General features: G+C 66.1%; 17 protein-coding genes and 1 pseudogene. 8 read left to right on the top strand and 10 right to left on the bottom strand.

The annotated features are described in order from the left end of the window. Window positions 1-168: 168 nt before the first annotated feature. Together QX041_RS32175 and QX041_RS32170 are read right to left on the bottom strand one after the other, a co-directional pair. A pseudogene (locus QX041_RS32175) lies at window positions 169-932 on the bottom strand (alpha/beta fold hydrolase). Between the two features lie 164 nt (window positions 933-1,096). Continuing rightward, complete coding sequence (locus tag QX041_RS32170; protein WP_315716558.1) at window positions 1,097-1,576, bottom strand: Hsp20 family protein; 480 nt, start codon at window positions 1,574-1,576, stop codon at window positions 1,097-1,099. A 194-nt stretch (window positions 1,577-1,770) separates the two neighbouring features. Between QX041_RS32170 and QX041_RS32165 the strand changes: the two genes are divergently transcribed. Together QX041_RS32165 and QX041_RS32160 are read left to right on the top strand one after the other, a co-directional pair. After that, window positions 1,771-2,718, top strand: coding sequence for an alpha/beta hydrolase (locus QX041_RS32165; protein WP_315716559.1), 948 nt, complete (start codon window positions 1,771-1,773; stop codon window positions 2,716-2,718). 82 nt (window positions 2,719-2,800) lie between these two features. Further along, window positions 2,801-3,649: a tetratricopeptide repeat protein gene (locus tag QX041_RS32160; protein ID WP_316167862.1), complete on the top strand. Its 849-nt coding sequence runs from the start codon at window positions 2,801-2,803 to the stop codon at window positions 3,647-3,649. On the opposite strand, the gene QX041_RS32155 is transcribed toward QX041_RS32160, so the two are convergent. The 3 genes from QX041_RS32155 to QX041_RS32145 all read right to left on the bottom strand — a co-directional run bounded on the left by QX041_RS32155 (window position 3,639) and on the right by QX041_RS32145 (window position 7,570). Continuing rightward, the gene (locus tag QX041_RS32155) at window positions 3,639-4,349 is read right to left on the bottom strand and encodes a hypothetical protein (protein ID WP_315825440.1); all 711 of its coding nucleotides are present in this window, start codon (window positions 4,347-4,349) and stop codon (window positions 3,639-3,641) included. The two genes, QX041_RS32160 and QX041_RS32155, sit on opposite strands and share 11 nt — an antisense overlap. A gap of 88 nt (window positions 4,350-4,437) precedes the next feature. Next, the gene (locus QX041_RS32150; RefSeq protein ID WP_316167860.1) at window positions 4,438-6,000 is read right to left on the bottom strand and encodes a TadE/TadG family type IV pilus assembly protein; all 1,563 of its coding nucleotides are present in this window, start codon (window positions 5,998-6,000) and stop codon (window positions 4,438-4,440) included. Window positions 6,001-6,367: 367 nt separating this feature from the next. Then, window positions 6,368-7,570 carry an ABC transporter substrate-binding protein gene (locus QX041_RS32145; protein ID WP_316167859.1) on the bottom strand — a complete coding sequence of 401 codons (1,203 nt, stop codon included), beginning with the start codon at window positions 7,568-7,570 and terminating at the stop codon, window positions 6,368-6,370. 151 nt (window positions 7,571-7,721) lie between these two features. Between QX041_RS32145 and QX041_RS32140 the strand changes: the two genes are divergently transcribed. Next, the gene (locus tag QX041_RS32140) at window positions 7,722-8,396 is read left to right on the top strand and encodes a GntR family transcriptional regulator (protein WP_316167857.1); all 675 of its coding nucleotides are present in this window, start codon (window positions 7,722-7,724) and stop codon (window positions 8,394-8,396) included. Between the two features lie 472 nt (window positions 8,397-8,868). After that, entirely contained in the window at window positions 8,869-9,015 is a 147-nt protein-coding gene (locus QX041_RS32135) for a hypothetical protein (protein WP_315716719.1), read from the top strand. 129 nt (window positions 9,016-9,144) lie between these two features. On the opposite strand, the gene QX041_RS32130 is transcribed toward QX041_RS32135, so the two are convergent. Continuing rightward, window positions 9,145-10,044 carry a LysR family transcriptional regulator gene (locus tag QX041_RS32130; RefSeq protein ID WP_316167855.1) on the bottom strand — a complete coding sequence of 300 codons (900 nt, stop codon included), beginning with the start codon at window positions 10,042-10,044 and terminating at the stop codon, window positions 9,145-9,147. Between the two features lie 116 nt (window positions 10,045-10,160). On the opposite strand from QX041_RS32130, the gene QX041_RS32125 reads away from it, so the two are divergent. Both QX041_RS32125 and QX041_RS32120 read left to right on the top strand, forming a co-directional pair. Further along, a complete protein-coding gene (locus QX041_RS32125; protein WP_315825437.1) occupies window positions 10,161-11,750 on the top strand; it encodes an NADH-quinone oxidoreductase subunit L in 1,590 nt (529 codons plus the stop codon). 13 nt (window positions 11,751-11,763) lie between these two features. Continuing rightward, window positions 11,764-14,289: a DUF2309 domain-containing protein gene (locus QX041_RS32120; RefSeq protein ID WP_316167853.1), complete on the top strand. Its 2,526-nt coding sequence runs from the start codon at window positions 11,764-11,766 to the stop codon at window positions 14,287-14,289. Between the two features lie 47 nt (window positions 14,290-14,336). On the opposite strand, the gene QX041_RS32115 is transcribed toward QX041_RS32120, so the two are convergent. From QX041_RS32115 to QX041_RS32105, 3 genes are all read right to left on the bottom strand, one after another. Further along, window positions 14,337-17,141 carry a di-heme-cytochrome C peroxidase gene (locus tag QX041_RS32115; RefSeq protein WP_316167851.1) on the bottom strand — a complete coding sequence of 935 codons (2,805 nt, stop codon included), beginning with the start codon at window positions 17,139-17,141 and terminating at the stop codon, window positions 14,337-14,339. Between the two features lie 174 nt (window positions 17,142-17,315). Beyond that, window positions 17,316-19,109, bottom strand: a complete 1,794-nt coding sequence (locus tag QX041_RS32110) for an adenylate/guanylate cyclase domain-containing protein (protein WP_315716569.1) — start codon at window positions 19,107-19,109, stop codon at window positions 17,316-17,318. Between the two features lie 114 nt (window positions 19,110-19,223). After that, the gene (locus QX041_RS32105; protein ID WP_316167849.1) at window positions 19,224-20,969 is read right to left on the bottom strand and encodes an adenylate/guanylate cyclase domain-containing protein; all 1,746 of its coding nucleotides are present in this window, start codon (window positions 20,967-20,969) and stop codon (window positions 19,224-19,226) included. A 171-nt stretch (window positions 20,970-21,140) separates the two neighbouring features. Between QX041_RS32105 and QX041_RS32100 the strand changes: the two genes are divergently transcribed. Continuing rightward, entirely contained in the window at window positions 21,141-21,782 is a 642-nt protein-coding gene (locus QX041_RS32100) for a LysE family translocator (protein ID WP_316167848.1), read from the top strand. A gap of 1 nt (window position 21,783) precedes the next feature. Here the strand turns inward: QX041_RS32100 and QX041_RS32095 are convergent, their stop codons facing one another. Further along, window positions 21,784-22,536 (bottom strand): sulfite exporter TauE/SafE family protein, encoded by a 753-nt coding sequence (locus QX041_RS32095; RefSeq protein WP_316167846.1) that lies wholly within the window; start codon window positions 22,534-22,536, stop codon window positions 21,784-21,786. Between the two features lie 85 nt (window positions 22,537-22,621). On the opposite strand from QX041_RS32095, the gene QX041_RS32090 reads away from it, so the two are divergent. Next, window positions 22,622-23,512 carry a LysR substrate-binding domain-containing protein gene (locus QX041_RS32090; protein ID WP_316167928.1) on the top strand — a complete coding sequence of 297 codons (891 nt, stop codon included), beginning with the start codon at window positions 22,622-22,624 and terminating at the stop codon, window positions 23,510-23,512. Window positions 23,513-23,517 lie beyond the last annotated feature (5 nt).

Genomic DNA, 23,517 nt, shown 5'->3' with positions numbered 1-23,517 from the left:
CCCGGCCGCTTGCCACCACCAAAGCTGTCATCGCCCGGCTCGACCGGGCGATAACGTAACCCCGGCATCTCGGTCAGTCACGACTGCCACGGCGACCTGGATGCCCGCTTTCGCGGGCATGACAGGTCGTTTGGAGCGGCCGATGAGATCCCAGCGCGATCGGTCGCACTACTCGCGCTGACCGGCGGCCTTCAGGATCAGATCAGCGATCTCCTTCGGATGCGACACCAGCGACAGGTGCCGGCGTCCAGCTCGATCGTCGTCGCCTTCATGCGGTGGGCCAGGAAGCGCTCGAAATCCGGATCGATCGTCTTGTCCTGCTTCGACACCGCATAGAATGACGGCTTGTCGTGCCACGCCGCCTGGGTGGTGCGGTTGCCGAAGATCGTCGCCGCGGTCGGCCATTGCACCGCATAGAGCTCCTTCGCCGTCGTCGCATCGACACCATTGGCGAAGTCCTTCAGGAAGGCGTCCTCGTTGAGCTTGGTCTCGCCGTCGTGGTCGACGATGCCGGCGCGTGCCGGCGGTGTCGGATATTGCCCGGCGAGCTTGACGAAATCCTCGCCCGCATCGGGGGCCCGGGCCGCGACATAGACCAGCGCGCTGACCTTTGGATCGGTGCCGACATCGCTCACGACCGTGCCGCCCCAGGAATGGCCGACCAGCACGGCCGGCCCATCCTGCTCGGCCAGGGCGCGGCGGGTGGCGGCCGCAGAATCCGCCAGCGAGGTCAGCGGATTCTGCACGGCCGTGACCTTGAGGCCGGCCGCCTGCAGATAGGGGATGACCTTGGCCCAGCTCGAGCCATCGGCCCAGGCGCCGTGCACCAGCACGACGTTGTGGACCTTGGGCGGCTGCGCGGGCTCGGCGAGGGCGGGGCCTGCGGAGATCAGCAGCGCGGCGGCGCAGGTGAGGGTGCGAAGAAGGTCCATGTCACGGCTCCAAGCCCGGTTGACGCGAGGCGATCATTGGCGTCTTCGCGAGCTGAGAGCAGGCCGTTACCAGTGGTCACGATCGTTTGACTGCACTGCAGCAAGGCATGAAAAAAACGCCCCGGTTGCCCGGGGCGCTCCTATTCCAGAATGAGGATGTGCTGTTATGCGGCGGCCTTCTCGGCCGAGCCTTCGATCACCGGCTGCTCGGCGGCCTGCGCGCCGGTCGAGATCGGAATCGAGCGGGGCTTCTTCGCTTCCGGAATCTCGCGTACGAGGTCGACGTGGAGCAGGCCGTTTTCGAGGCTGGCGTTCTTCACCACCACGTGGTCGGCGAGCTGGAACGAGCGCTCAAAGGCCCGGGCGGCGATGCCGCGATACAGCACCTCGGCCTTTTTGCCGTTCTCGTTGGCGGCCTTCTCGCCCTTGATCGTCAGCGTGTTTTCCTTCGCGACGAGGGAGAGCTCATCCTTACCAAAGCCGGAGACGGCGACGGTGATGCGGTAAGCGTTCTCACCGGTGCGCTCGATGTTGTAGGGCGGATAGCCGGGGGTGGGCTCGGCGGTGGCCTGGTCGAGCAGCGAGAACAGACGGTCGAAACCGACGGTGGAACGATAGAACGGGGTGAGGTCGTAGGTACGCATGGTCAAAGTCCTCCATTGAGCGACTGTTGGGCAAACCCGCCCGCCATCGGGCCGGGCTGTCGTGCAGCCTGACGCGGCCTGCACGATCTCGATATGGGCCGGACGTTTCGACCTTCAAGGGCGCCCAAGACCTGCTCTTTTTGCCGTTCCACCCCTTGATTCCCGCTGCCTTTCACCTATTCGATGGGCGCCTCATGACGCTCGTCTCGATTCCCGCCAATCCCGTTCCCGAAAACGTCACTGCCGGCACCATCAAGACCCCTGATGGCGCCGAGCTGCGCTTTGCGCGCTGGGCGCCGCCGGCCGGGCGCAAGGGCACGGTGTGCGTGTTCACCGGCCGCAGCGAGATGATCGAGAAGTATTTCGAGACGGTGCGCGATCTGCGCGATCGCGGCTTTGCGGTCGCCATCATCGACTGGCGCGGCCAGGGCCATTCGTCGCGGCGCCTGCGCGATTCCCGCAAGGGCTATGTGCGCTCGTTCTCCGACTACGAGACCGACGTGGAGACCTTCGTCACGCAAGTCGTGCTGCCGGATTGTCCGCCGCCTTATTTCGCGCTGGCGCATTCGATGGGCGGCACGGTGCTGCTGCGGCTCGCGCATGCCGGCAAGCGCTGGTTCGATCGCGTCGTGCTGTCGGCGCCGATGATCGACCTTCCGGACAGCCGCACCGCGCTGCCGGCGCGGCTATTGCTGCGGGCGATGCGCATCGCCGGACAGGGCGGCCGCTACGTGCCGGGCGGCAACGACGAGATCAGCGGGCTGGCGCCGTTCGTCAACAATCCTCTGACCTCCGATCCGGTCCGCTATGCCCGCAACGCCGCGATCCTCGAAGAAGATCCGACGCTCGGCATCGCCTCGCCGACGGTGGCCTGGGCCGATTCCGCCTTCTCGGCGATGATGACCTTCCGCGGCATGACCTATCCCTCCCAGATCCGCCAGCCGATCCTGATGCTGGCGGCGTCCAGCGACACCGTGGTGTCGACCGCGGCGATCGAGGAGTTCGCCTATCATCTGCGCGCCGGCTCGCATCTCGTCATCGCCGGTGCCAAGCACGAGATCCTGCAGGAGCAGGACCGCTACCGCTCGCAGTTCTGGGCCGCGTTCGACGCCTTCGTGCCGGGCACGCCGCTGTTCGGGTGAGCCGTCCTGCCGTCCGCTGGACACCCCTGGGTCCTGCGGGCTAGAGCTACCGGCCAACCCCCTCGCGTTGTGACGGCTGGTCGTGAGCAAGGCGCAGAACAGATTGCAGGCGCAGGCGCTGCAGGAGGCGATCCACGCGCTGCGCGCGCGGCAGTTCGCGCGCGCCGAGCAGATCGCCGCCTCGATTCTGCGCACGGCCAGGACCGACCGCGCCGCGCTGCTCGTCCAGGCCCATGCGCTGCTCGGCCAACAGCGCGCGAGCGAAGCGATCGCGGCGCTCGAGAAGGCGGCGCTCCGCGGCAGCGATCCGGACCTCGAGACACTGCTCGGCGCTGCCTTGTGCGAATCCAGACGCGCCGCCGACGGCATCGCGCAGTTGCGCAAGACTGCGGCGCGGCGGCCGGCTTTTCTGCCGGCGTTCCAGGAGCTGGCGGGGCGGCTTGCCAAGTCGGGACAGCTTGGTGAAGCCATCGCCGTGATCGAGGAGGCGCTGACGCTGTCACCCGACAGCGTCGACCTCCAGCTCGATCTCGGACGCCTCTCTCTTCAGGCCAATGACCGCGTTCGTGCCCGCAACCACCTGTTGGCGGCGCGCGAGGCCGCCCCGGGACGGCCCGACATCCTGATCGAGCTCGCCTGGGTGCAGTTCCTCGACGGCGACTATGCCGAGGCCGCCGGCACCTACCGCCATGCGCTCGGCCTGCGGCCTGAGGACACGCAGACCCGCGCCAACCTCGCTATGTGCCTGATGGAGATGGGCGACCGCGCCGGGGCCGAGGCGGCGCTGCGCACGGTGGTGCGCGGCCGGCCGCATCTGTTGAGCCGCGCGGCCTATACGATGGTCGTTAGCTCGCATGGCCGCTTCTTTTTCCGGCCGAGCGATGCGGCGAAGTTCCTTCAGGTCGACGGCGTGGCCGCCCTCAAGCCCTGAACCGCTTGCGATAGACGCCGGTCTCGCGCTTCAGCGCCTCGCGCACCTCGTGAATCTCCGCGATTTCCTCTTCGGTGAAGGCCGAGGTCTGCATCGTCCACGCCTGCCGCTTCACCGGAATGCATTGCGCGACCGGCGTGCCCTTTGGCAGCACGCCGCGGAACGACGTGTCGTGCCAATGCGCCGGAAAATGCACGAAGCTATCGTGAAAGCGGTCGCTGTCGACCAGTCCGGTCACGGTGGTGAAGGGCAGGTCGAAGCGGTTGACGGGATGCGTGAACAGCAATGCCCAGCCCTCCGGCGCCTCGATCGTCCAGAGATTGTGAAACTTGAGCAGGAAGCGGTCGGCCTCGAACAGCGGCGAGCCCGTGACCTGCGCGACGTCGTGGAAGCTGATCGGCGAGCGCGGAAAATCGATCGCACCGCCCGGCGGCAGCTCGTTGTCCCAACTGATCCCGCCATCCTCGACCGTGAGGTCACAGACCAGCGGAATGAGGAAGCCCGTCGTCATCGCGTCGATGAACGGCGGGCAACGCTTGACGGTCTGCTCCTCGGCCTGGTTGAGCGCGCTGAACGCGGTGGCCGGCATCGTCTTGACCCAGTCGGGAACGCCCATCGGCGCCGGCACCGGCCGCGGAATGAGGCCTTCCAGCTCCTTCGGACAGCGAAATTTCAGCGTGAGCGGATCAGTCTCGGACATGGGCGCCGCGGCTCTTTCGTGGTCGACGGTAGAGGTCTACGCCTTCGGCGCCGAAAGTCCAACGGCCGAGCCTGGGCTTGTCTCTGCTCTATCTCGTCAGATGCGCCTCGGACACCGCATGATTGAACATCGCGTTCAGCGCCGACGTGATGTCGGCGGGCGCGTTCGCCGTATAGAAGAATCCCGGCGAGGCGCAGGCCTTCAGGCTCGGCGGAATCGAAGGAATGTTGCTGTTGGCATAGTCGTCTTCGTCACCGGCGAAGGATGCGTTCACCGGATTGATCACCTGATAGGGAATGTAGAGAACTGAGATGATGATGCCGCGGTTCTTCAGCGGTGTGCAGGAGGTGTTCGGATCGATCACGGTGGCATGATTGCTGCCGGACCATGAGCCATTGGGCACGCCCTTCACTTGCGGGTCTTGCGCGCCGTCGGTGACCAGGAACACGTAGGGCAGGGTATTGGTCGAGGCGCTGCCGTTCCCGACATTGACGATCAGGTTGTTGACGCTGGACAGGGCCGTGTCGATATGCGTTCCGCCCGAGCCGAGAGATGCGTTGGTGTTGGTGTCGAGCAGCGTCGCAAGGTTGGCCGCCGCATAGTTGATGGTGGTCGAATCCGTCGTCGAGCCGTTGATGCTGCTGGTGAGCGGAAAGTAGGAATAGAGATATCGGATGAAGGGGTAGAGGCCGATCCGGAACTGGTTGTTGACCTTCTTGGTGTTGTTCGCTGTGACAAACAGCTGGTTCACGGCATAGCCCACGGCATCCAGCCGCAGCTGGATGCATGCATCCGTCCCATCGGTCGGGCAGTTCGCAACGGTCGCCAGGTTCTTGTACAGTGAGTTCGGCAGGCCGGACACGATCGACGACGGCAGTTGAACGCCCATGGGGTAGTTCTTGTTGGTGGTCAGCAGGTTCTTGTAACCGCTCTGGCTGACGCGCGAGATCGCATAGCCCAGGCAATAATTGTTCGTGGGATATCCCTGGGTCCCTGAATCGGTGCAAGCGCTATTCTGCGGCGAAAAATGGCACGCCAGCGTGCATCCCGTGGGGTATTGCCTGTAGTTGTCCGGGCTGATGGCCTGCATGCGCTGTGCTTCGGACGATGTCGACGGGAGGCCCATCGAGCCCGAGACGTCCAGCGTCAAATAGAAGTCGAGATAGAGTGGCAACGTGACGGAGGAGGACGATTGGCCGCTGACCGTCAGATTCTGATAGCCGATCACCGTCAGGAACGTGGCCGGCACGTTGGCGGTGAATTGCACCTGCGACGTCAGTGTGGACCCGCTCTTGGTGACGGTGCTGGTCTCGGACGTCAATGTGTAGCCTTGAAAGGTAGAGGCGTTGCCCTTGAAGATGTTGTCCGCCTCCGAGACCCCGGCGGTAACGGTTCCGTCCGACGTCATCGCCATCGCCGCTGTATAGCCTGCCGAGTTGACCGAGATCGAGGCGATGCTCGCGGCATCGGCCGCAGACTGGAGCCTGATCTTCATGCGCATGGCCATGGAGTAGTCGGTCGCGCATCCGATCGCCGTGAGAATCGGCAACAGCGCCAGCGCGAATGTGACCGCGATATTGGCCTTGCTGTCGCGGGAGAAGCGCGCGATGGCGGCGATCGCCCGGCTCGCTGGTCGGCTGATGTCCGTCATGCTCTTCCTCAAAAGATCCCGTTGGGGCGGTGAGGACCTGTATTCTTTTCCTTGTTGGCGGTTCCCCGCGGCGATCATCTCCGCGACTGCTTCAAGGAGACCTGCGGTGAGAACCGGGCACGAGCCCGCCCTCCGCCCGCTCCCCCGGCCGTGAGCAGAGGGTCACGCCGTCGCGCGCGGGACCACATGTGGATGTATGCGGACGCCGATTGCGATTTCGGTTGACCTGCGACGAAACATCGCAGGCGACTGTTGCGATTTTGTTTACGTGGCGAGAGAGAGGTGCCGTCCTCCAATACCGTGCCAGCCCATGCATGCGCCTGTCGTCAGCGCGGAGCCGCGCCGACGATCCACGGAGCAGCCGCCGCTACTTGGTCGACAGCACCTCGCCGAACCGCTCCCACTGCTTGCCGGTGAAACGCATGAACTGCACCTGCTCGACCGGGAGGTGGTCGGTCTCTGACGTGTTGACCTTGATGCCCGGCAGCAGCATCGGCAGTTCGAGATCCTTGATCGACAGCGCCTGCCGCAAAATGTTCTCGCGCGACAGATCGTTGCCGGCCGCCTTCAGCACTTGCTCCATTACCATGCCGTTGTTGTAGCCGTTGACGTAGTTGGAATCGCGGATGTCGCCGTCGGGCACGTATTTCGCCATATAGTCGCGCCAGCCCTTGACGCCGGCATCGTTGGCCCAGGCGGGATCCAACGGATCCTTGACGTAGGCTGTCGAGATGATGCCGGTGCCGGCCTCCAGTCCCGCCGGCTCCATGACCGATGACATCCACACCGAGACGTTGGTCAGGAACGTCAGCGGCCGCCAGTTGATCTCGAAGGTCTTGCGGATCGCCTGCGCGGCGAATTTCGGCGTCGCGGCGATGATCAGCGCATCGGCGCCGGTCGATTTCAGCTTCACGATCTGCGAGTCGATGGTCGGCTCGGTCGACTCGTAGCTTGCGACGGTCACCGTGCTGTCGAAGCGCTCGCCGAGCACGTCCTTCAGCCCGGCGAGATAGTCGCGGCCGAAATCGTCGTTCTGCGCGAGAATGGCAAAGGTCGAATCCGGCTTCTTCTGCAGCGCGTAGCGCGCATACATCCGCGCTTCGTTGCGGAACGGCGCCATCACGCCCATCAAGGCCAGCGGAAATTGCGCAGGGTCGCCGAACTTCGAGGCGCCCGAGGCCACGAACAGCTGCGGCACCTTCTTGCCCTGGAGATACTTGGCGATCGCGGTGTTGTGCGCGGTGCCCATGGTCGAGAAGATGAACGACACCTCGTCGCTCTCGACCAGCCGTCGCGTCTGCTCCACGGTCTTGGGCGGCACGTAGCTGTCGTCCAGCGAGATCAGGTTGACCTTGCGGCCGTTGATGCCGCCGCGGTCGTTGACCATCTTGAAATAGGCCACCTCGCCCTTGCCGAGGATGCCGAAGGCGGACACTGGCCCGCTATAGGGCATGGTCTGTCCAATGCGGATCTCGCTGGCGGTGATGCCCGGCTGATCCTCCGCCCGAGCGGGTACGGCGAGGACGGACGCGACGACGAGCAATCCTGCCGCTGCGATGGTGCTTCGCATGGATACCTCCCTGATGGGCCGCGCTGCCGGCGGCGTTTTGGCGTTGAGCATAGGGGGATGGCGGAGGCCGTGCAATTAAAATATATTTTTTGATGAAAATATACTTTTAGGCTTTGCTAGTGTGAATTGATTGTCCCGCGAGAGTGAGTCGATGTCCGGCAGCGCCACCCAGACCGTCTACGAGCAGTTGCGTGCCAGCCTGCTCGCCGGCCTCTATCGTCCGGAGGAGAAGCTGAAGATCAGCGAGCTCGGATCAGCCTTCTCGGTCAGCACCGGGGCGATCCGCGAGGCGCTGGCGCGGCTCACGGCGGAAGGGCTGGTGACGGCGACGCCGCAGCGCGGCTTCCGCGTGGCGCCGGTCTCGGTGGCCGATCTGCGCGATCTGACCGACATGCGCGTCGAGATCGAGACCAAGTGCCTGCGCCGCGCCATCGCCAACGGTGATCTCGCCTGGGAGACCGCGGTCGTTGCCGCGCATCACCGTCTGGCCGCGACGCCGATCGCGGCCCATGACGGCAGCTTCTCGCCGGCCTGGATGCTGGCGCATGCCGAATTCCATGCCGCCTTGGCCCAGGCCTGTGGCAGCGCCTGGATGATGCGGGTGCGTGATCTCCTGTTTGCACACAACGAGCGCTATCTCGATCTCGCCCGCCAGACCGATCGTGGCAACCGCGATGCCGCGCGTGAGCATCGCGAACTGATGGAGGCCGCGCTGGCGCGCGACACCGAGCGCGCGGTGACGCTCATGATGGCGCATCTCGACAAGACCCGGGACACGATCGAGGCGGCGCTGCTCGCAGCGACGGCGATGAATGAGGCGAAGTAGGATCATATCAGGACGCAGACCGCGAACGTCTTCGTGATCCGTTCCGAGCCGGATGTCGCCAGCCGAATGACCGAGGGTCACTTGACGGCTGCGGCCCCTTCATTCGGGGTGACGATGTGCTTCCGCTGGGAAACGGGAAGCGTCGAATTGCTCGCGCCGCGCATAGATGCGATCGCTCAGCGCGACGCGAACCACCGTGCCTCGCGTGCGGCCGTCGTCCATCCTTGTCGTCGACATCGTGCTCCGTTCAGGGCGAGCTAATACGAAGATTCAACTTTTTCGAGCGTCGGCGCTTCCCCCCGTCTCGATGCAACTGCAAATCCGCCGTCAGTGTTAAGCGGCCTTCATGCCGGGCATGCTGTGCATTCAAGGATGCATTCACCACGCGCCGATCTCTCCAAATTTGGAAACGCCCCGGTAACGCACCGTCCCTCTAGTTAAGTCCACTAACGACATTCAGGAGGAGACATTGATGATGATGATTGTGCGGAAGCTGGTTGGTCCCCATGCGCTCAATTCCGGATTTGGTCTGGTGACCATGTTCTCATTGACGGGCGTGGTCGCTTCTCTCGTGCTGGTCCAGCACGGGGTGAATGTCAGTCCGCCCGCGATGTTCTGATCGGACGGCTCACGACTGCTGACCTTGCCCCAGTTCGGAACGAACTGGGAGTTGGTCCGCAAGACCGGTCCGTCCCGATGTCTTGCGGGCTGCCTGCAACCTATTTCAAGACAAAGTGCCACGGACAGGTCATTCAGGCCGTGAACCGCTCTTCCTGTCGCGTGATCCGATCAGCTCGGCGACGAGCGGATTGGGATAGCGGCGCTGCTGGCTCACGGCGAAGAACTGCTCCTTCAGCGCGCTCAGGCGGGCGCGTTCAACCAGCACGCCGGTACGCAGCTCGTCGATCACGACGATCGACGGCACCAACGTGACGGTGCCGCTCTCGCGGGCCATCAGGCGCAGCATCGCCATGTCGTCGACCTCGGCGGCGATGACCGGACGGATCCCGCTGGATCCGACCAGCGCATCGAAAGCCGAGCGCAGCGCGCTGCCTCGGCCGGGCAGGATCACCGGCGTCGTTGCCAGGTCCTGCGGGAATCGGAATCGCGCGGGCTTGGCCGGCTTGCGGCTAACGAGGCTGACGCGCTGCTCATCGATCAGCGTGTTGTCGAAATTGCTGCGCATGTCTGGCGCCGCCGGATGGTTGGCGAGCACGAGATCGAGCTTGTGGGCGTCGAGCTGCTCCAACAGGTCGCTGAACTGACCGGTGTGGATGATCAGCTCGACGTCGCCGCGCCCGATCAAGGGCTTCAGGAACGCGATCTGGAAGTTGCGCGACAGGTTCGCCGCGGCGCCGACCCGCAGCAGCTGCCGTCCCGGCCGCAGGCCCGACAAGGTCTCGATCAGCTCATGGCCGGACTTGAACACGCTGCCGGCATAGTCGAGCGCGATGCGCCCGGCCTCGGTGAGCTGCAGGGTGCGTCCAATGCGCTCGAACAGCTTCTGCCCGAGCTGCTCCTCCAGCGCCTTCACCTGCACCGACAGCGAGGAGGGCGAGACGTTGAGGCGCTGCGCGGCGCGGCTCATGCTGCCTTCGCCGGCGATGATCCAGAAGTAGCGTAGGTGGTGGTAATTCAGATGCGGCACACAATCATTCTATATTTTATAACGATCAGGTTCAATGATTGAAATTTTAGGAATGAACTGCAGCCCGTAAAGCAAGAGGGAGAGATCGTCCCCTGTGATCAAACGACCGGGCCGCCATGAACCAGCTCCTTCCCTGTCTTGCGGCGCTTGCGCCGCTCACGCTCGCGGTCGTCGCACTCGCCGGCACCGGCGGCAGCGCCAGAACCGTCGCACGTAACGCGATCGCGACCGCCGCGCTCGCATTCGCCCTTGCCACTCTCGCGAGCCTCGGCGCAGCGGTCATGGGGGCAGGGCGGACGCCACTGCTCGGCGGCTACGGCCTAGGGCTGTCGCTGCAGCTCGATACGCTCGGCGCCATCCTCATCATGCTGGTCAGCTTCATCGGCTTCGTCGTCGTGCGCTACAGCCGCAACTATCTCGACGGCGATCCCGGCCAGGTCAGGTTCACGCGCTGGCTGCTGCTCACCCTGGCCGCGGTGCTGACCTTGCTGATCTCCGGAAACCTGGTGCTGCTGCTGGCGGCCTGGATCGGCACCAGCCTGGCGCTCGGCAAGCTGCTGCTGTTCTACGACACCCGTCCGGCCGCGGTCCGCGCCTCGCGCAAGAAGTTCGTGGCGAGCCGGCTCGGCGATGCCTTCCTCGCGGTCGCGGCGCTGCTTCTCTACCTCCGCTTCGGCACGCTGGAGCTCGCCAGCCTCGCTGCGCAGGCCCGCGGCGGAGAAGGGGCGGGATCGGCGATTGTCACGATCGCCGCGCTGCTGATCGTCGCGACCGCGATGCTGAAATCCGCGCAGCTGCCGCTGCATGGCTGGCTTATCGAGGTGATGGAGACGCCGACCCCGGTGTCGGCCCTGCTGCATGCCGGCATCATCAATGCCGGTGGCTTCCTGGTGCTCAGGCTCAGCGACGTGCTGCTGCTGGCCACGCCCGCGCTCGACGTCCTCGCGGTCGTCGGTGGCGCCACCGCGCTGTTCGGCTCGCTGGTGATGCTGACGCAGACCTCGGTCAAGGTTCAGCTCGCTTATTCGACGGTGGCGCAGATGGGCTTCATGCTGCTGCAATGCGGGCTCGGCGCCTTCTCCGCGGCGCTGCTGCACATCGTGGCGCATTCGCTCTACAAGGCGCACGCCTTCCTGTCGTCGGGCAGCATCATCGATCTCGCCCGCGCGTCATGGACGCCGAGCCCCGGCGGCCAGCCGCACGCGGCACGACTGATCCTGGCCTTGGTCGCGGTAATCGGCCTCGCGCTGCTCACGGGGCTCGCCTTCGGCATGACGCTCCGCAGCAACCCGGCGCAGATCGCGCTCGGCTCGGTGCTGCTGATGGGGCTGGTGCACCTGATGGCCAACGCGATCGACGAGCGGCCGAACGCCTTCGTCATCGCCCGCGCCGCGGTGACCGCAGCGGGCGTCGCGATCGTCTACTTCGCGCTGCAGGCCGGCACGGCCTGGCTGGTCGGCGGCAGCATTCCCGCATCGCGGCCGGTCGATGGTGTCGTGCCGATGCTGATCGCGGCGGCCGTGGTGGTCTCGTTCGCGGCGGTGACCGTGTTCCAGAACCAGATGATGCGCCGCGCCGACGCGCCGTTCTGGATCGCGGCCTACGTCCACCTGCGCAACGGCCTCTATCTCAACACGCTCGCCAACCGCCTCGTGCTGACGGTTTGGCCGCGAAGCGCGAGCTCGCACCTTCCGTCCAAGCCGTGAGCCGGAGATGAAGATGACCCAGGCTGCCCTTGCCATGTCCATGACCGACCCGATCGACACCACCGCCGATGCCGGGCTGATGGCCCGCATCGACAGCGCCTGCCAGCGGGTCGCGCCGTTGTGGCCGCTGAAGCACTTCGTCGCCGTCAATCCGTTCCTCGGCTTTACCTCGCAGAGCTTCGCCGCGACCGCCGCGACGTTCGAGCGCGTGGTGCGGACGCGGATGCTGATGCCGCGCGGCTACTACCGGCAGGCGCTCGACGACGGCCGGATCGACGATGAAGCGCTGGCGCAGGCGCTCGCGCTGCATCCCTCGACCGGGCTCGATGTCGACGCGCTCAAGCAGAAGGCGCGCGCCGAGGCCGGGCTGTCGTCGCCGCCCGCTGTCGTGGCGACGGTCGCCGAGGTGCTCGACCGGCTCGCCGAGGGCGATCGGTACGTCTCGCTGGTCGCCTTCATGATCGACGAGATCTCGGCGTTCTGCGCCACCTATTTCGACGAAGGCCAGGCGAGCTGGCCAAGCCCGGTGCGCAAGCTGAAGCCCTATGCCGCGTGGCGGACGATCGCGGCCTATGACCGCAATCCCGAGGTGATGGGGCTCCCCGGCTTCCGCAAGGCGATCGCGGAGCTGCCGGCCGATCCGGTGCAGGCGATCGGTCTGATCGTCGACCGGCTCGGCATCCCCGAGCGGGCAGTCGAGGACTATCTGGTGCGGGCGCTGTTCGATCTCGGCGGCTGGTCGGCCTATGCCCGCTACATCGGTTGGAACGCGCAGCTCGACGGTCGGCGCGACGAGACCCTGCTGGAGCTGCTGGCGATCCGGCTCGCCTGGGGCTACGCGCTCTATCAGGCGCGCACCGACGACGCCTTCAAGGCGGCTTGGGCGGAGGCCATGGCGGAAGCGGCGAAGCTGCCGGCCGATCAGCGGCTCGACGAGACGCCGGAGCTTGCGATCGATCTCGTCCTGCACGAGGCTTATGAGATCGCATTCCGCGGCAAGCTCGTCGCACAGCTCGCCAAGCACGGCACCCAGGCGGCGATCCCGCGGCTGCCGGCGCGGCCGCCGGTGCAGGCGGCGTTCTGCATCGACGTGCGCTCGGAGATCTTCCGTCGCGCGCTGGAGACCGCTTATCCGGAAGCCGAGACGATCGGCTTCGCCGGATTCTTCGGCTTCCCGATCGAATACGTCCCGATCGGCCATACCAGGGGCGGCGCGCAATGCCCGGTGCTGCTCAAGCCCGCCTTTATCGTTTGCGAGGCCGTCAAGCATGCCGATGACGTCGAGGCGGCCGAGGTGCTGGGTCTGCGGCTGCTGCGGCGGCGGGCGGCCAAGGCGTGGAAGTCGTTCAAGGTCTCGGCCGTCTCGTCGTTCTCCTTCGTCGAGACCGCCGGCCTCGGCTTCGCCGCCAAGATCGCAACCGACAGCGCAGGTGTCACGCGTCCCGTGCCGTCGCCGGTGATCGATGGCCTCGATCCGGAGATCGCCGCGCGCGTCCAGCCGCGGCTGACGCCGGGCGATCTCGGCGGACGGGCCACCGGCTTCACCGATTCGCAGCGCGTTGCGATGGCCGAGGCGGTGTTGAAGGCGATGTCGCTGACCGGGCCGTTCGCGCGGCTCGTGCTGCTAGCCGGTCACGGCAGCACCACCGTCAACAATCCGCACGCGTCGGGGTTGGATTGCGGCGCCTGCGGGGGCCATACCGGCGAGGCCAATGCGCGGGTCGCCGCCGCCGTTCTCAACGACTGGCGTGTGCGAGAAGGTCTGCGCGCCAAGGGCATCGACATCCCCGCCGATTGCTGGTTCATCGGGGCGCTGCACGACACCACGACCGACGCGGTGACCTTGTTCGACGAGGACGACGTTCCAGCCGCGCTCGCGCCGGATCTGTCCCGGCTGAAGGTACGGCTGGCGGACGCCGCACGGCTGGCGCGGCAGGAGCGCAGCGCGCTGCTCGGCATCAAGGACGTATCCGACATCGATGGCGCGGTGATCGCCCGGAGCCGCGACTGGTCGCAGGTGCGGCCCGAATGGGGGCTCGCCGGCAACGCCGCCTTCATCGCCGCGCCGCGCGCCTTCACCCGCGGCCTCGACCTCGGCGGCCGCGCCTTCCTGCACTCCTACGAGGCCGCCCGTGACGACGGCTATCGCACCCTCGAGCTGATCATGACGGCGCCGATGGTGGTCGCGAGCTGGATCAATCTGCAATATTACGGCTCGACCGTGAACAACGCTGCCTTCGGCAGCGGCAACAAGGTGTTGCACAACATCGTCGGCCAGCTCGGCGTGCTCGAGGGCAACGCCGGCGACTTGCGTGTCGGGCTGCCCTGGCAGTCGGTGCATGACGGCACGCGCTTCATCCACGAACCCATCAGGCTCAACGTCTTCATCGCCGCGCCGGAGAGCGCCATGGACGAGGTCCTGCAGCGTCACCAGGGCGTGCGCGATCTCGTCGTCAACGGCTGGGTGATCTTGCATTCCCTCGGAGAGCAGGGAGCGATCCGGCGTTGCGTGCCTCCGGGCGGCTGGACCGCGGCGTGAAGCCTGCGGTGCGCCCCATGATTAGCAGGCCGCACCGTCGCGTGACCTCACAGCGTCTTCAGGTACTCGATCAGGTCCCAGCGCTCGTCCTCCGAGAAGGCACCGCCGATGATGCCGTTCGGATAATCCTTGTTGGGCTTCGTCGGCCCTTCGAAGGAATGGCCGAGCGTGCTGTTGCCCTTGATCGGCTTGCCGCTGGAATCGCTGGTCACGAACAGCGTCTGTCCGACCTTGCACGTGCTCTCGCCGCCCTTCGGCACTGCGAAGCCGACCGACTTCGGGTCATAGTCGCGCGCGCCCTGGCAGAACGACGTCGGCCGCTCGGCAGCCGGCGTCAGCAGCCAGTACAGCGACGGCACCGAGCCGTTGTGCAGATAGGGTGCGGTCGCCCACACGCCGTTGAGCGGGCGGGCGCGATAGCTCTTGCCGGCCGGGTTGGGGCAGTTCCTGCGATCGCCCCACAATGCGGTCCGCTCCGCCTCGGAGATCTTGCGGTCCTCCATCCATTTGTCGCTGGCCTTCTGCACGACGGCCATCAGCGCCAGCGCATAGGGCATCTCCGTGGTCGAGCCCTGCGGCAGGTTGCAGCCCTTCAGGTCCTTGGCCGGATCGACCTCGAGGAAGCCTGCCACGTTGACCTTGCGGTTGGCGAGAATGCTCGCCTGTCCGGGGTCGGTCTGCATCGCCTCGACGGGCTTCTGCACGAGGTCGAGGATCGGGCCCTTGGCGTTCCAGCCCTTGCTCTCCCAGTCATCGGCTGGCTTGATCTTCCAGAAGCTCTTGTCCGGATAGGTCTTGTCGAACACGGTGTCGGCGACCGGGCCGAGATGGCACTCGACACAGACAGCGGCATAGAGCTTACGGCCGCGTTCGACGCGGACCGGATCGATCTTCCAGGCGTCGTCGCCGGCGAACAGCTTCTCCGGCCATTTCGGCGAGGTCAGCCCGCCGAACGCGGGCGTCGTGGTCGCGAACGGATCGGGACCGCGCAGCATGTTCTCGATGTAGAGCAGGTTATCGATCGCCATCGACGAGCGCCACAGTCTGTCGCTCGCGGTCTTCGGCGAGAAGTTGATCTGTGCGGAGACGCCGAGCGCCTCGCCGGCATTGCGGATCAGGGGCTGCGCGATCGATCCGTCATATTGCGCCCAGGAGAACCACGGAACGGTCCAGATCGGCGGATAGGACACCGGCGCGTCGATGGCCTCCTGGTTGTCGAGCATGTTGGGCAGACCGCTCGAGGCCATGTCGAGGTAGAATACCTGGTTGCCGATGCGGTTCAGCGCGTCGAGCCGGCCGAAGCCTTCCTCCGTCTCGGTCTGGCCCTTGGCTTCGATCGTGGTCTTGTAGTTGTTGGCCTGCATGTTGAGCGCGAAATCGATCGCGGCCTTCAGGCCCTTCTTCAGGCTCGCGCGATCGGCGTCGGACGCATTCGGCCCGAGCACGCGATCGGCAAAGCGCGTGAAGCGGCCGGGCACGTATTGCGTGAAGATCATCGCAAAGCCCATGGCCTCTTCAAGCTTGCGCAGGTCGACCATGCCGGGGCCGCCGTCGAAGCGTACGCTCACACCCTTGTAGTGGATGCTGCCGGAGTGACAGGCCGCGCAGGTCAGGCCGATCTTGTCGGACTGCGCGGCGCCGGTGGCGGGATCGGTCGCGCCGGTGAGCCGGGCAAAGCCGACCGGCAGGCCGCCTTCGTTGCCGGCCGGGGTCGGCTTGAGGCCGGCGGGCAGCGGCGCTGCGACCTCCGTCTTGGCAGCCGTCGCGGCGTAGCCGAACGGCCGAAGGACGCTTGGGTCGCCGTCGACGCTCTTCGGGCTCGGGATGAAGCCGAAACGTTCGAGATAGGCGCTGTCGGAGATCAGGCCGGGCGTGCCGAACGGCGTCAGATAAGGCTGCTCCATCGCCATGAACCAGGCGTAGGGAATCGGAAAGGTCGCGGTGCCCTGCGTCACGTGGTGAAACCAGTGCCGGTCCTGCGTGGTCCAGCCCTGATCGAGCCAATAGGCCGCCCTGGTCGGCTCGGTCTCGGGCAAAGCGGGCGGAATCAACGCCGCGACTTTCTTCGGCAGAACCTTGCCGAGCTTGTCGCTGACGGCGTCGGGCGCGGCCACCCAGGCGAGCAACACGGCGGCGCCGGCCAGCACTGCCGTGCCGACGAGCGCCTTGCCGATGTGCCAGACGATGTTCGCGGGCTTGGGCTTGGCCATCAGCCGCGCGGCGATACGCTGCGGCAGGCGGCGGTCGACGAACAGCGTGCGGACCTCGGCAACGGAGAGATAGCGGCCGTCGCCCTCGCCCTTGCCGAGGATGTTGAGCAGCACCGGCCATTCGCCCTGCATCAGAATGGGGAAGTACCAGCGCGCTCGGTCGCCGTCGCGCGTCAGATTGGCCTTCATGAAAGTCTGGATCTGCGCCGCGTTGAGGCCGCGCTCGGTGCCCCCGTTGGGATCGGGATAGTCGCTGCCGAAGCTCGCGAACCGGTCGATCTCCTCGGGATGAACCTTGGCCTCGGCGTCGAGAATGCGCGATCCGCCGCCATGTTTGTCGAGCGGGCCGTTGCGCAACTGGTCGAGATCGGCGCCGGACCACAGGCTCTTCAGCAGCCGCAGCGGCGACAGGCCGTTGGCGATCAGCGCAACGCCAAAGGTCTCGATGCCGACGAGCCGCTTCTTGAAGCCGGTCTCGCCGCTCGCCGCCTCGACCCGGTCGCCGATGGTCTTCAAGGGGACGCTGTGGCCGTCGACGAAGCCGTCGGCGACGAGCGCGCGCAGGAAGGGACACGGGTTGTCGGACGAGACCGGAAGCTGTCCGGGCAGGGCGTCACGGGCGCGGGCGCTGTCTTCTTGCATCGAAGAACATCCTTGGAAAGCACCTGAGTGATGAAAACGAAATCACGCAAACAAACGAGGACGACGCCGAATTGCGCCGAGGAACGGGCGGATCGGCCGCCGTCTGAACGCTACAATGCAATCGTGAATGATTGGCGCAACCCGCCCAAGTGTCAACCTCAAGTCGCGATCGCGCTATTCGCCCGCGAACTTGGCCTTGGTGTCCACCAGGGTGAGCTTGGTCAACGGGATGCCGGCCTTGGTGAGGCCGTCGCGATAATGCGCGATGTCGGCGGGATTGCGCCAGCGGATGTTGCTCAGGAGGCGCTCGATCGTCATCCACGGATGTTGGCTCAGCAGCGCCGCCACGGCCTCGCCGGCTTCGACCGAGCGTCCGAGCTGCGCCAGCGCGGCAGCGCGGATGGCGAGGCACTGCAGATGGTTCGGGTTCTGATAGTGCGACTCTCGCGCCCAGGACAGCGAGGCGTCGTACTGGCCGAGCATGTAATGGCTGAACGCGCTCAGCACCGACCATTGATAGCGCGGATCGCTGTTGCCGCGCTGGGCCGCCACCGAGAACAGCTCGATCGCCTGGCGGTGCTCGCCGGCGACGAGATGGCAGACGCCGAGCACGCCGCGCGCGCCCATGTCATAGGGATTGAGCTGCAGCGACTTGCGCGCCGCCTCCATCCCGGCCTCGACCCGGCCCTGCATGGCATGGACATAGGCCAGCAGCGAATAGGAGAAGGACGAGCGAGAATCGAGCCGGACGCCGGCCTCGGCCAGCGCCATTGCCTCGTCCCACAGCTCCCGTGAGTTCCTGATCCAGCCGAAATGGATGCCCTGCAGCAGGATGGTGCCGAGATAGGTGTGGGCGATCGCAAGACCTGGGTCGATCCTGATCGCCTCGCGGAACAGCGCGATCGAGCTCTCGTAGTCGGCCTTGGTCGGCTGGTAGTAGTGCGACAGCCCGCGCAGGAAGCGATCCCACGCCGTGAGGTCCGTGGTCTTGGACCGCACCGGCACCGCCGCCTCGGCGCGATAGATCTCGGGGATCAGCGCGGTGCAGAGGTTGGCGGTGATGTCATCCTGCACTGCAAACAGGTCGCCGATGTCGCGGTCGTAGCGGCCGGCCCAGAGCTGCTCGCCGTTCTCCGGCGCGACCAGCTCGGCGGTGACTCTGATCTTGTCGCCGGAGCGCCGCACCGAGCCCTGGATGAGATAGGTCGCATCGATCTCGCGCGCGATCAGGCGGGCACTCATGCCGGCATGCTTGAAGGCGAAGGTGGAGTTGCGGCTGAGCACCCGGAAGAACGACTGCAGCGACAGCGCATGGATGAGGTCTTCGGCCAGGCCGTCCGAGAAGTATTCGTCGGTCTCGCCGCTGAGATTGGCGAATGGCAGCACGCCGACGATGGCGGTGCGGTATTGCGCCGGCAGGGTCGTGGCGGACCGCTGCTCGCGGCTCTTCTCCGGCGAGGACGGATCCCAGGTCCAGACGTTGATGGTGTCTTCGATGTTCTTGAAGCGGAACGGCCCGCGGTCGACGAAGGTGACCGTGAGGTGCTTGCTGGCTTCCTGGTAGGCCTTGTGGGAGACGGCAATTCCGCCGGGCGGTGCTGCGGCTTCAAGCCGCACCGCGGTGTTGACGCCGTCGCCGAACACCTCGTCCTCATCGAAGATGACGTCGCCCATGTTGAGGCCGAGGCGAAACTGCATCACCCGGTCGGCCGGCAAATGAGCATTGCGCTCGGCCATCAGCTTCTGCACCTCGACCGAGGCCGCGATGGCGCCGACGACGCTCGGAAATTCCAGGAGAAACCCGTCCCCTGTGTATTTCACGATGCGGCCGCCGTGATTGAGGATGATCGGGTGGATGGCGCCGCGATGGGCCTTGAACGCGGCATGGGTTCCCGCCTCGTCGGCGCCCATCATCCGCGAGTAACCGACCACATCGGCACAGACAATCGCGGCCAGCCGTCTCTCCATTCCGTCTTTGCTCCTACTCAGGGCGATACCACGGCAACAGCGGTCGAATCCAATCAATTTGCGGAAGCAATGTGTAGGCCATGTGGCGGGCCGGCGACATTGGACCCGATTGGCTCAGGTCAGCCCGGCCTTGATCAGTCCGTCGCGGTAGTGGTCGATGTCGTCCCGGCGTTTCCATCGGATGTTCTTGATGTGGCGGTCGAGCGTGAGCCAGGGGTATTGCGCGTGCAGCACGTCGACGGCGTCGCCCGCCTGGTCGGTCGCACCAAGCTGCGCCAGGGTCGCCGCGCGGATCGTCAGCGCCTGCAGATGGTTCGGGTAGAGAAACAGCTCCTCGCGGGCCCAGGACAACGCCGCCTCATAGCGGCCGAGCAGGTAGTGGCTGTAGGCATTCAGCGCCGGCCATTGGTAGCGCGGATCGCTGTTGCCGCGCTGGGCCGCGATCGAGAACAGATCGATCGCCTGCTGGTGCTCGCCGTTGACCATATGGCAGAGCCCGAGCACGCCGCGTGCGCCCATGTCGTAGGCATTGAGCTCGGTCGCCTTGCGCGCCGCCTTCATGCCGTCGTCATGGTCGCCCTGCATGGCCTGCACGAAGGCCAGGATCGCATAGGCGAACGAGGAGCGCGCGTCGAGCCGCACGCTGTCCAAGGCCAGATTCTTCGCCTCCTGCCAGAGCTCGCGCGAGCCCTTGATCCAGCCGAAATTGATGCCCTGCATCAGAATGGTCGCGAGATAAGCGTGCGCGAGGCCGAGCGTGGGATCGAGCGCAATGGCTTGCCGAAACAGCGAGATGGAGATCTCGTAGTCGGCCTTGGTCGGTCGGTAGTAGTGCGACAGACCGCGCAGGAAGCGGTCCCATCCGGTCGGGTCGGTCGCCGGCGCGCGGACTGGAATCGAGGCTTCGACACGATAGATCTCCGGCATCAGCGCCGCGCATAGGCTGGTGGTGATCTCGTCCTGCATCGCGAAGAGATCACCGACATCGCCGTCATAGCGACCGGTCCACAATTGAGCGCCGGTCTCGGGCGCGATCAGCTCCGCCGTCACGCGGAGCTTGTGACGAGAGCGCCGCACCGTTCCCTGAATCAGGTAGGTCGCATCGATCTCGCGTGCGACCAGGCGGGGATTGAGGCCGCGGTCCCTGAAGCGAAACGTCGAGGTGCGGCTCAGGACACGAAAGAACGATTGCAGCGACAGCGCATGGATCAGGTCGTCCGCGAGCCCGTCGGCGAGATAGGCGTCGGCGTCGTCGGAGAGGTTGACGAATGGCAGCACGCCGACGATCGCGGTGCGATATTGCGGCGGCAGGCCGGTGACGCTCGTCCCGGCCCGGATCGCCGCCTCGCTACCCGGCTCCCATGTCCACGCCTGCACCGGCTCCCGCAGGTTCTTGAACTGAAAGCTTCCGGCGCTGGTCAGCTTGACGGGGAGTTGCAGGCCGGCCTCCTCATAAGCCTTGGCCGAGACGGCAACACCGCCCGGGACGGCGATCGATTCCAGATTGACGGCGACATTGATGCCGTCGCCGAAGGCCTCGCCGTCATCGACCGTAAACTCACCCTGATGGATTCCCAGCCGGAAGCGCATGTTGCGGTCGGACGGCAGATCGGCGTTGCGCTCCGCCATCAGGGACTGCATCTCGATCCCGAACTGGATGGCGCTGGCGGCGTTGGCGAATTCCAGCAGAAAGCCGTCGCCGGTGTGTTTGACGATGCGGCCGGCGTGGTTGAGGATGATCGGATGGATGGCGCCGCGATGAGCCTTGAAGGCGGCGTGCGTGCCGTCCTCGTCAATCCCCATCATGCGTGAATAGCCGGCGACGTCGGCGCAAAGGATGGCAGCGAGGCGTCTTTCCATCACATCGTGCTCCCGCCTCGCGCATACCACGGCCGAGGCGGCCAAATCCAACGCTTTTCCAGAACCCATCGCGGCACCTCGCCATGCGGCCCCGCGCCGGCCTCTGCGGCGCGAGACGGCAATGCCGAGGCCAGGTATGGTTAGACCGTTATTGTTAGGAAATGTTCAATCATGCTCGGCATTCACGATCTGCCTTTGTTTCTCGTCTCCGGGCTGCTGCTCAACATCACGCCGGGTCCCGACACCGCCTACATCGTTGGCCGCAGCGCGCAGATGGGCTGGCGCGGCGGGGCCGCTGCCGCCTTCGGCATCAGCACGGGCTGCCTGGTTCACGTGTTCGGAAGTGCGATCGGGCTGTCGGCGCTGCTCACGGCCTCCGCGACGGCCTTCGCGACGGTGAAATGGGCCGGTGCGGCCTATCTGGTCTATCTCGGCATCACGCAGCTTCTGGCGCGGCGGCCGGACGCCGCCAGGGCCAGTGATGCGACGTCGATGCCGGTGGTGACGCTGCGCCAAGCGTTCTGGCAGGGCGCGCTCACCAACATCCTCAATCCGAAGGTCGCGATGTTCTTCCTCGCCTTCCTGCCGCAATTCGTCGCAGCCGAGGCGCCGCACAAGGCGATCGCCTTCCTGCTGCTCGGCACGATCTTCATCGTCAACAGCACGATCTGGTGTCTCGGCGTCGCCGTCGTCGCGGCCCGTGCAGCGCGCCGCGTGCGCGACTCGTCCGCCGCGCTGCTCTGGCTCAACCGCACGATCGGCGGGCTGCTGATCTATCTCGGCGTCCGGATCGCGATGCTCGAGGCGCGCTGACTTACCGGAGCAGCTCGATGACTGCCGTGCCGGCGAGATACAGGCCGAGCAGGATCATGGCGATCAGGAACACACGGCGGAACGCCTCGGCCGGCAGTCGGGATCGCGCCGCTTGGCCCGCGAACATGCCGACAAAGGCGCAGGCCATCGCGACCGCGCCGGGCAGGGCGGTGGCCGTGCTGAGCAGGCCGGAGCTCGTCAAGTTGAAGGCCAGCGTGACCGTGGCGACCGTGAAGAACACGCCGAGGGCCTGGACCAGCTCGTCCTTCTCGAGCCCGATCGCCTGCATGTACGGTACCGAGGGCACGACCTGCACGCCGGTGGCGGCCGAGATCAGCCCGGTGACGAGGCCGACGATGCCGCCGACCCATTTCTCGTGCGGGGGCGCGACCTTGAAGGCGAGCTTGGTGAGACCGAGCAGGGCATAGAGCATCAGCAAGACGCCGAGCGCGACGTTGCCCCAGCGGGTCGAGGCATGGCTGAGCGCGCCGGCGTTGAGGCAGATGCCGATCGCGGTCCCCAGCATCAGCGGCCACAGGCGCCTGGCGATATCACGCAGATAGGGGCCGGCGAAGGTCTGCCAGATGTTGGTGATCACGGCCGGTACGATGACGATGGCGAGCGCCCGGCCCGGCGGCATGGCGACCGCGAGCAGTCCGACCGAGATGGTCGGCAGGCCGAGGCCGAGCGCGCCCTTGACGAAGCCGGCCAAAGTGAGCGCGAAGGCGATGAAGATGAGGATGGGGTCGATCATGGTCGGCACATTGACCAGACTGCGCCGACGACACAATGTGGAGGTTACGGAGCAAGCCTTCGTCCAAGGCTGAGGCAGGATGACCATGCGTTTCGATCTGGTCGATCTCAGGCTGTTCATTGCCGTGGCCGAGGCCCGCAGCATCACCGGCGGCGCCGACCGGGCGCATCTGGCGCTGGCCTCGGCGAGCGCGCGGATCAAGGGTCTGGAGGACGCGTTTGGCGTCGAGCTGTTCAAGCGCGGCCGGCGCGGCGTGGAGCTGACCGCGGCGGGCGAGAGCCTGCTCGATCACGCCCGCATCATCATGGCCAATGCCGAGGCCATGCAGGGCGAGCTCTCGGGCTTCGCATCCGGCCGTCGCGCCAACGTGCAGCTGCTCGCCAACACGGTCGGCCTCGCCGAGCATCTGCCGAAGGCGCTGGCGGCCTTCCTGCGCGAGCATCCCGACATCAACGTCGATGTCGAGGAGCGCGAGAGCACCGAGATCGCCGAGGCGATCGTGTCCGGCAGAGCGGATCTCGGCTTTGCGGCGGAGCACGCGCTGCCCGAGACGATCGAGCGCTTCGCCTTCGGCGAGGACCGGCTGATCCTGGTGGCCGGACGGCGCAGCCCGCTCGCAGCGCGCCGACAGATCGACTTCAGCGAGACCGCGGGGGAGGATTTCATCGGCCTCACGCAGGGGACGGCGCTCAACGTCCATATCGGCCGGCACGCCGCGCGGCTCGGGATCCGCCAGCACGTACGGGCCAGGCTGCGCGATTTCGACGCGATCTGCCAGATGGTGGCGGCCGGGATCGGCATTGCCGTCGTGCCGGAAGCGGCGGCGCGACGTTGCGCGCGGTCGATGCCGATCAGCCTCGTCGCGCTGCGCGACGCCTGGGCCGATCGGCGGCTCGTGATCTGCGCCCGCAGCTTCAAGGCGCTGCCGCGTCCGGCGAAACTGCTCGTCGAGCATTTGCGCCGGGCCGCCGCGTGAGGCGC

Source organism: Bradyrhizobium sp. SZCCHNRI2009, from assembly GCF_032485115.1.
In the GTDB taxonomy this organism is placed as follows: domain Bacteria; phylum Pseudomonadota; class Alphaproteobacteria; order Rhizobiales; family Xanthobacteraceae; genus Bradyrhizobium.
The sequence above is the reverse complement of the archived record's forward strand: the minus strand, read 5'-3'. Positions and strand labels throughout refer to the sequence as shown.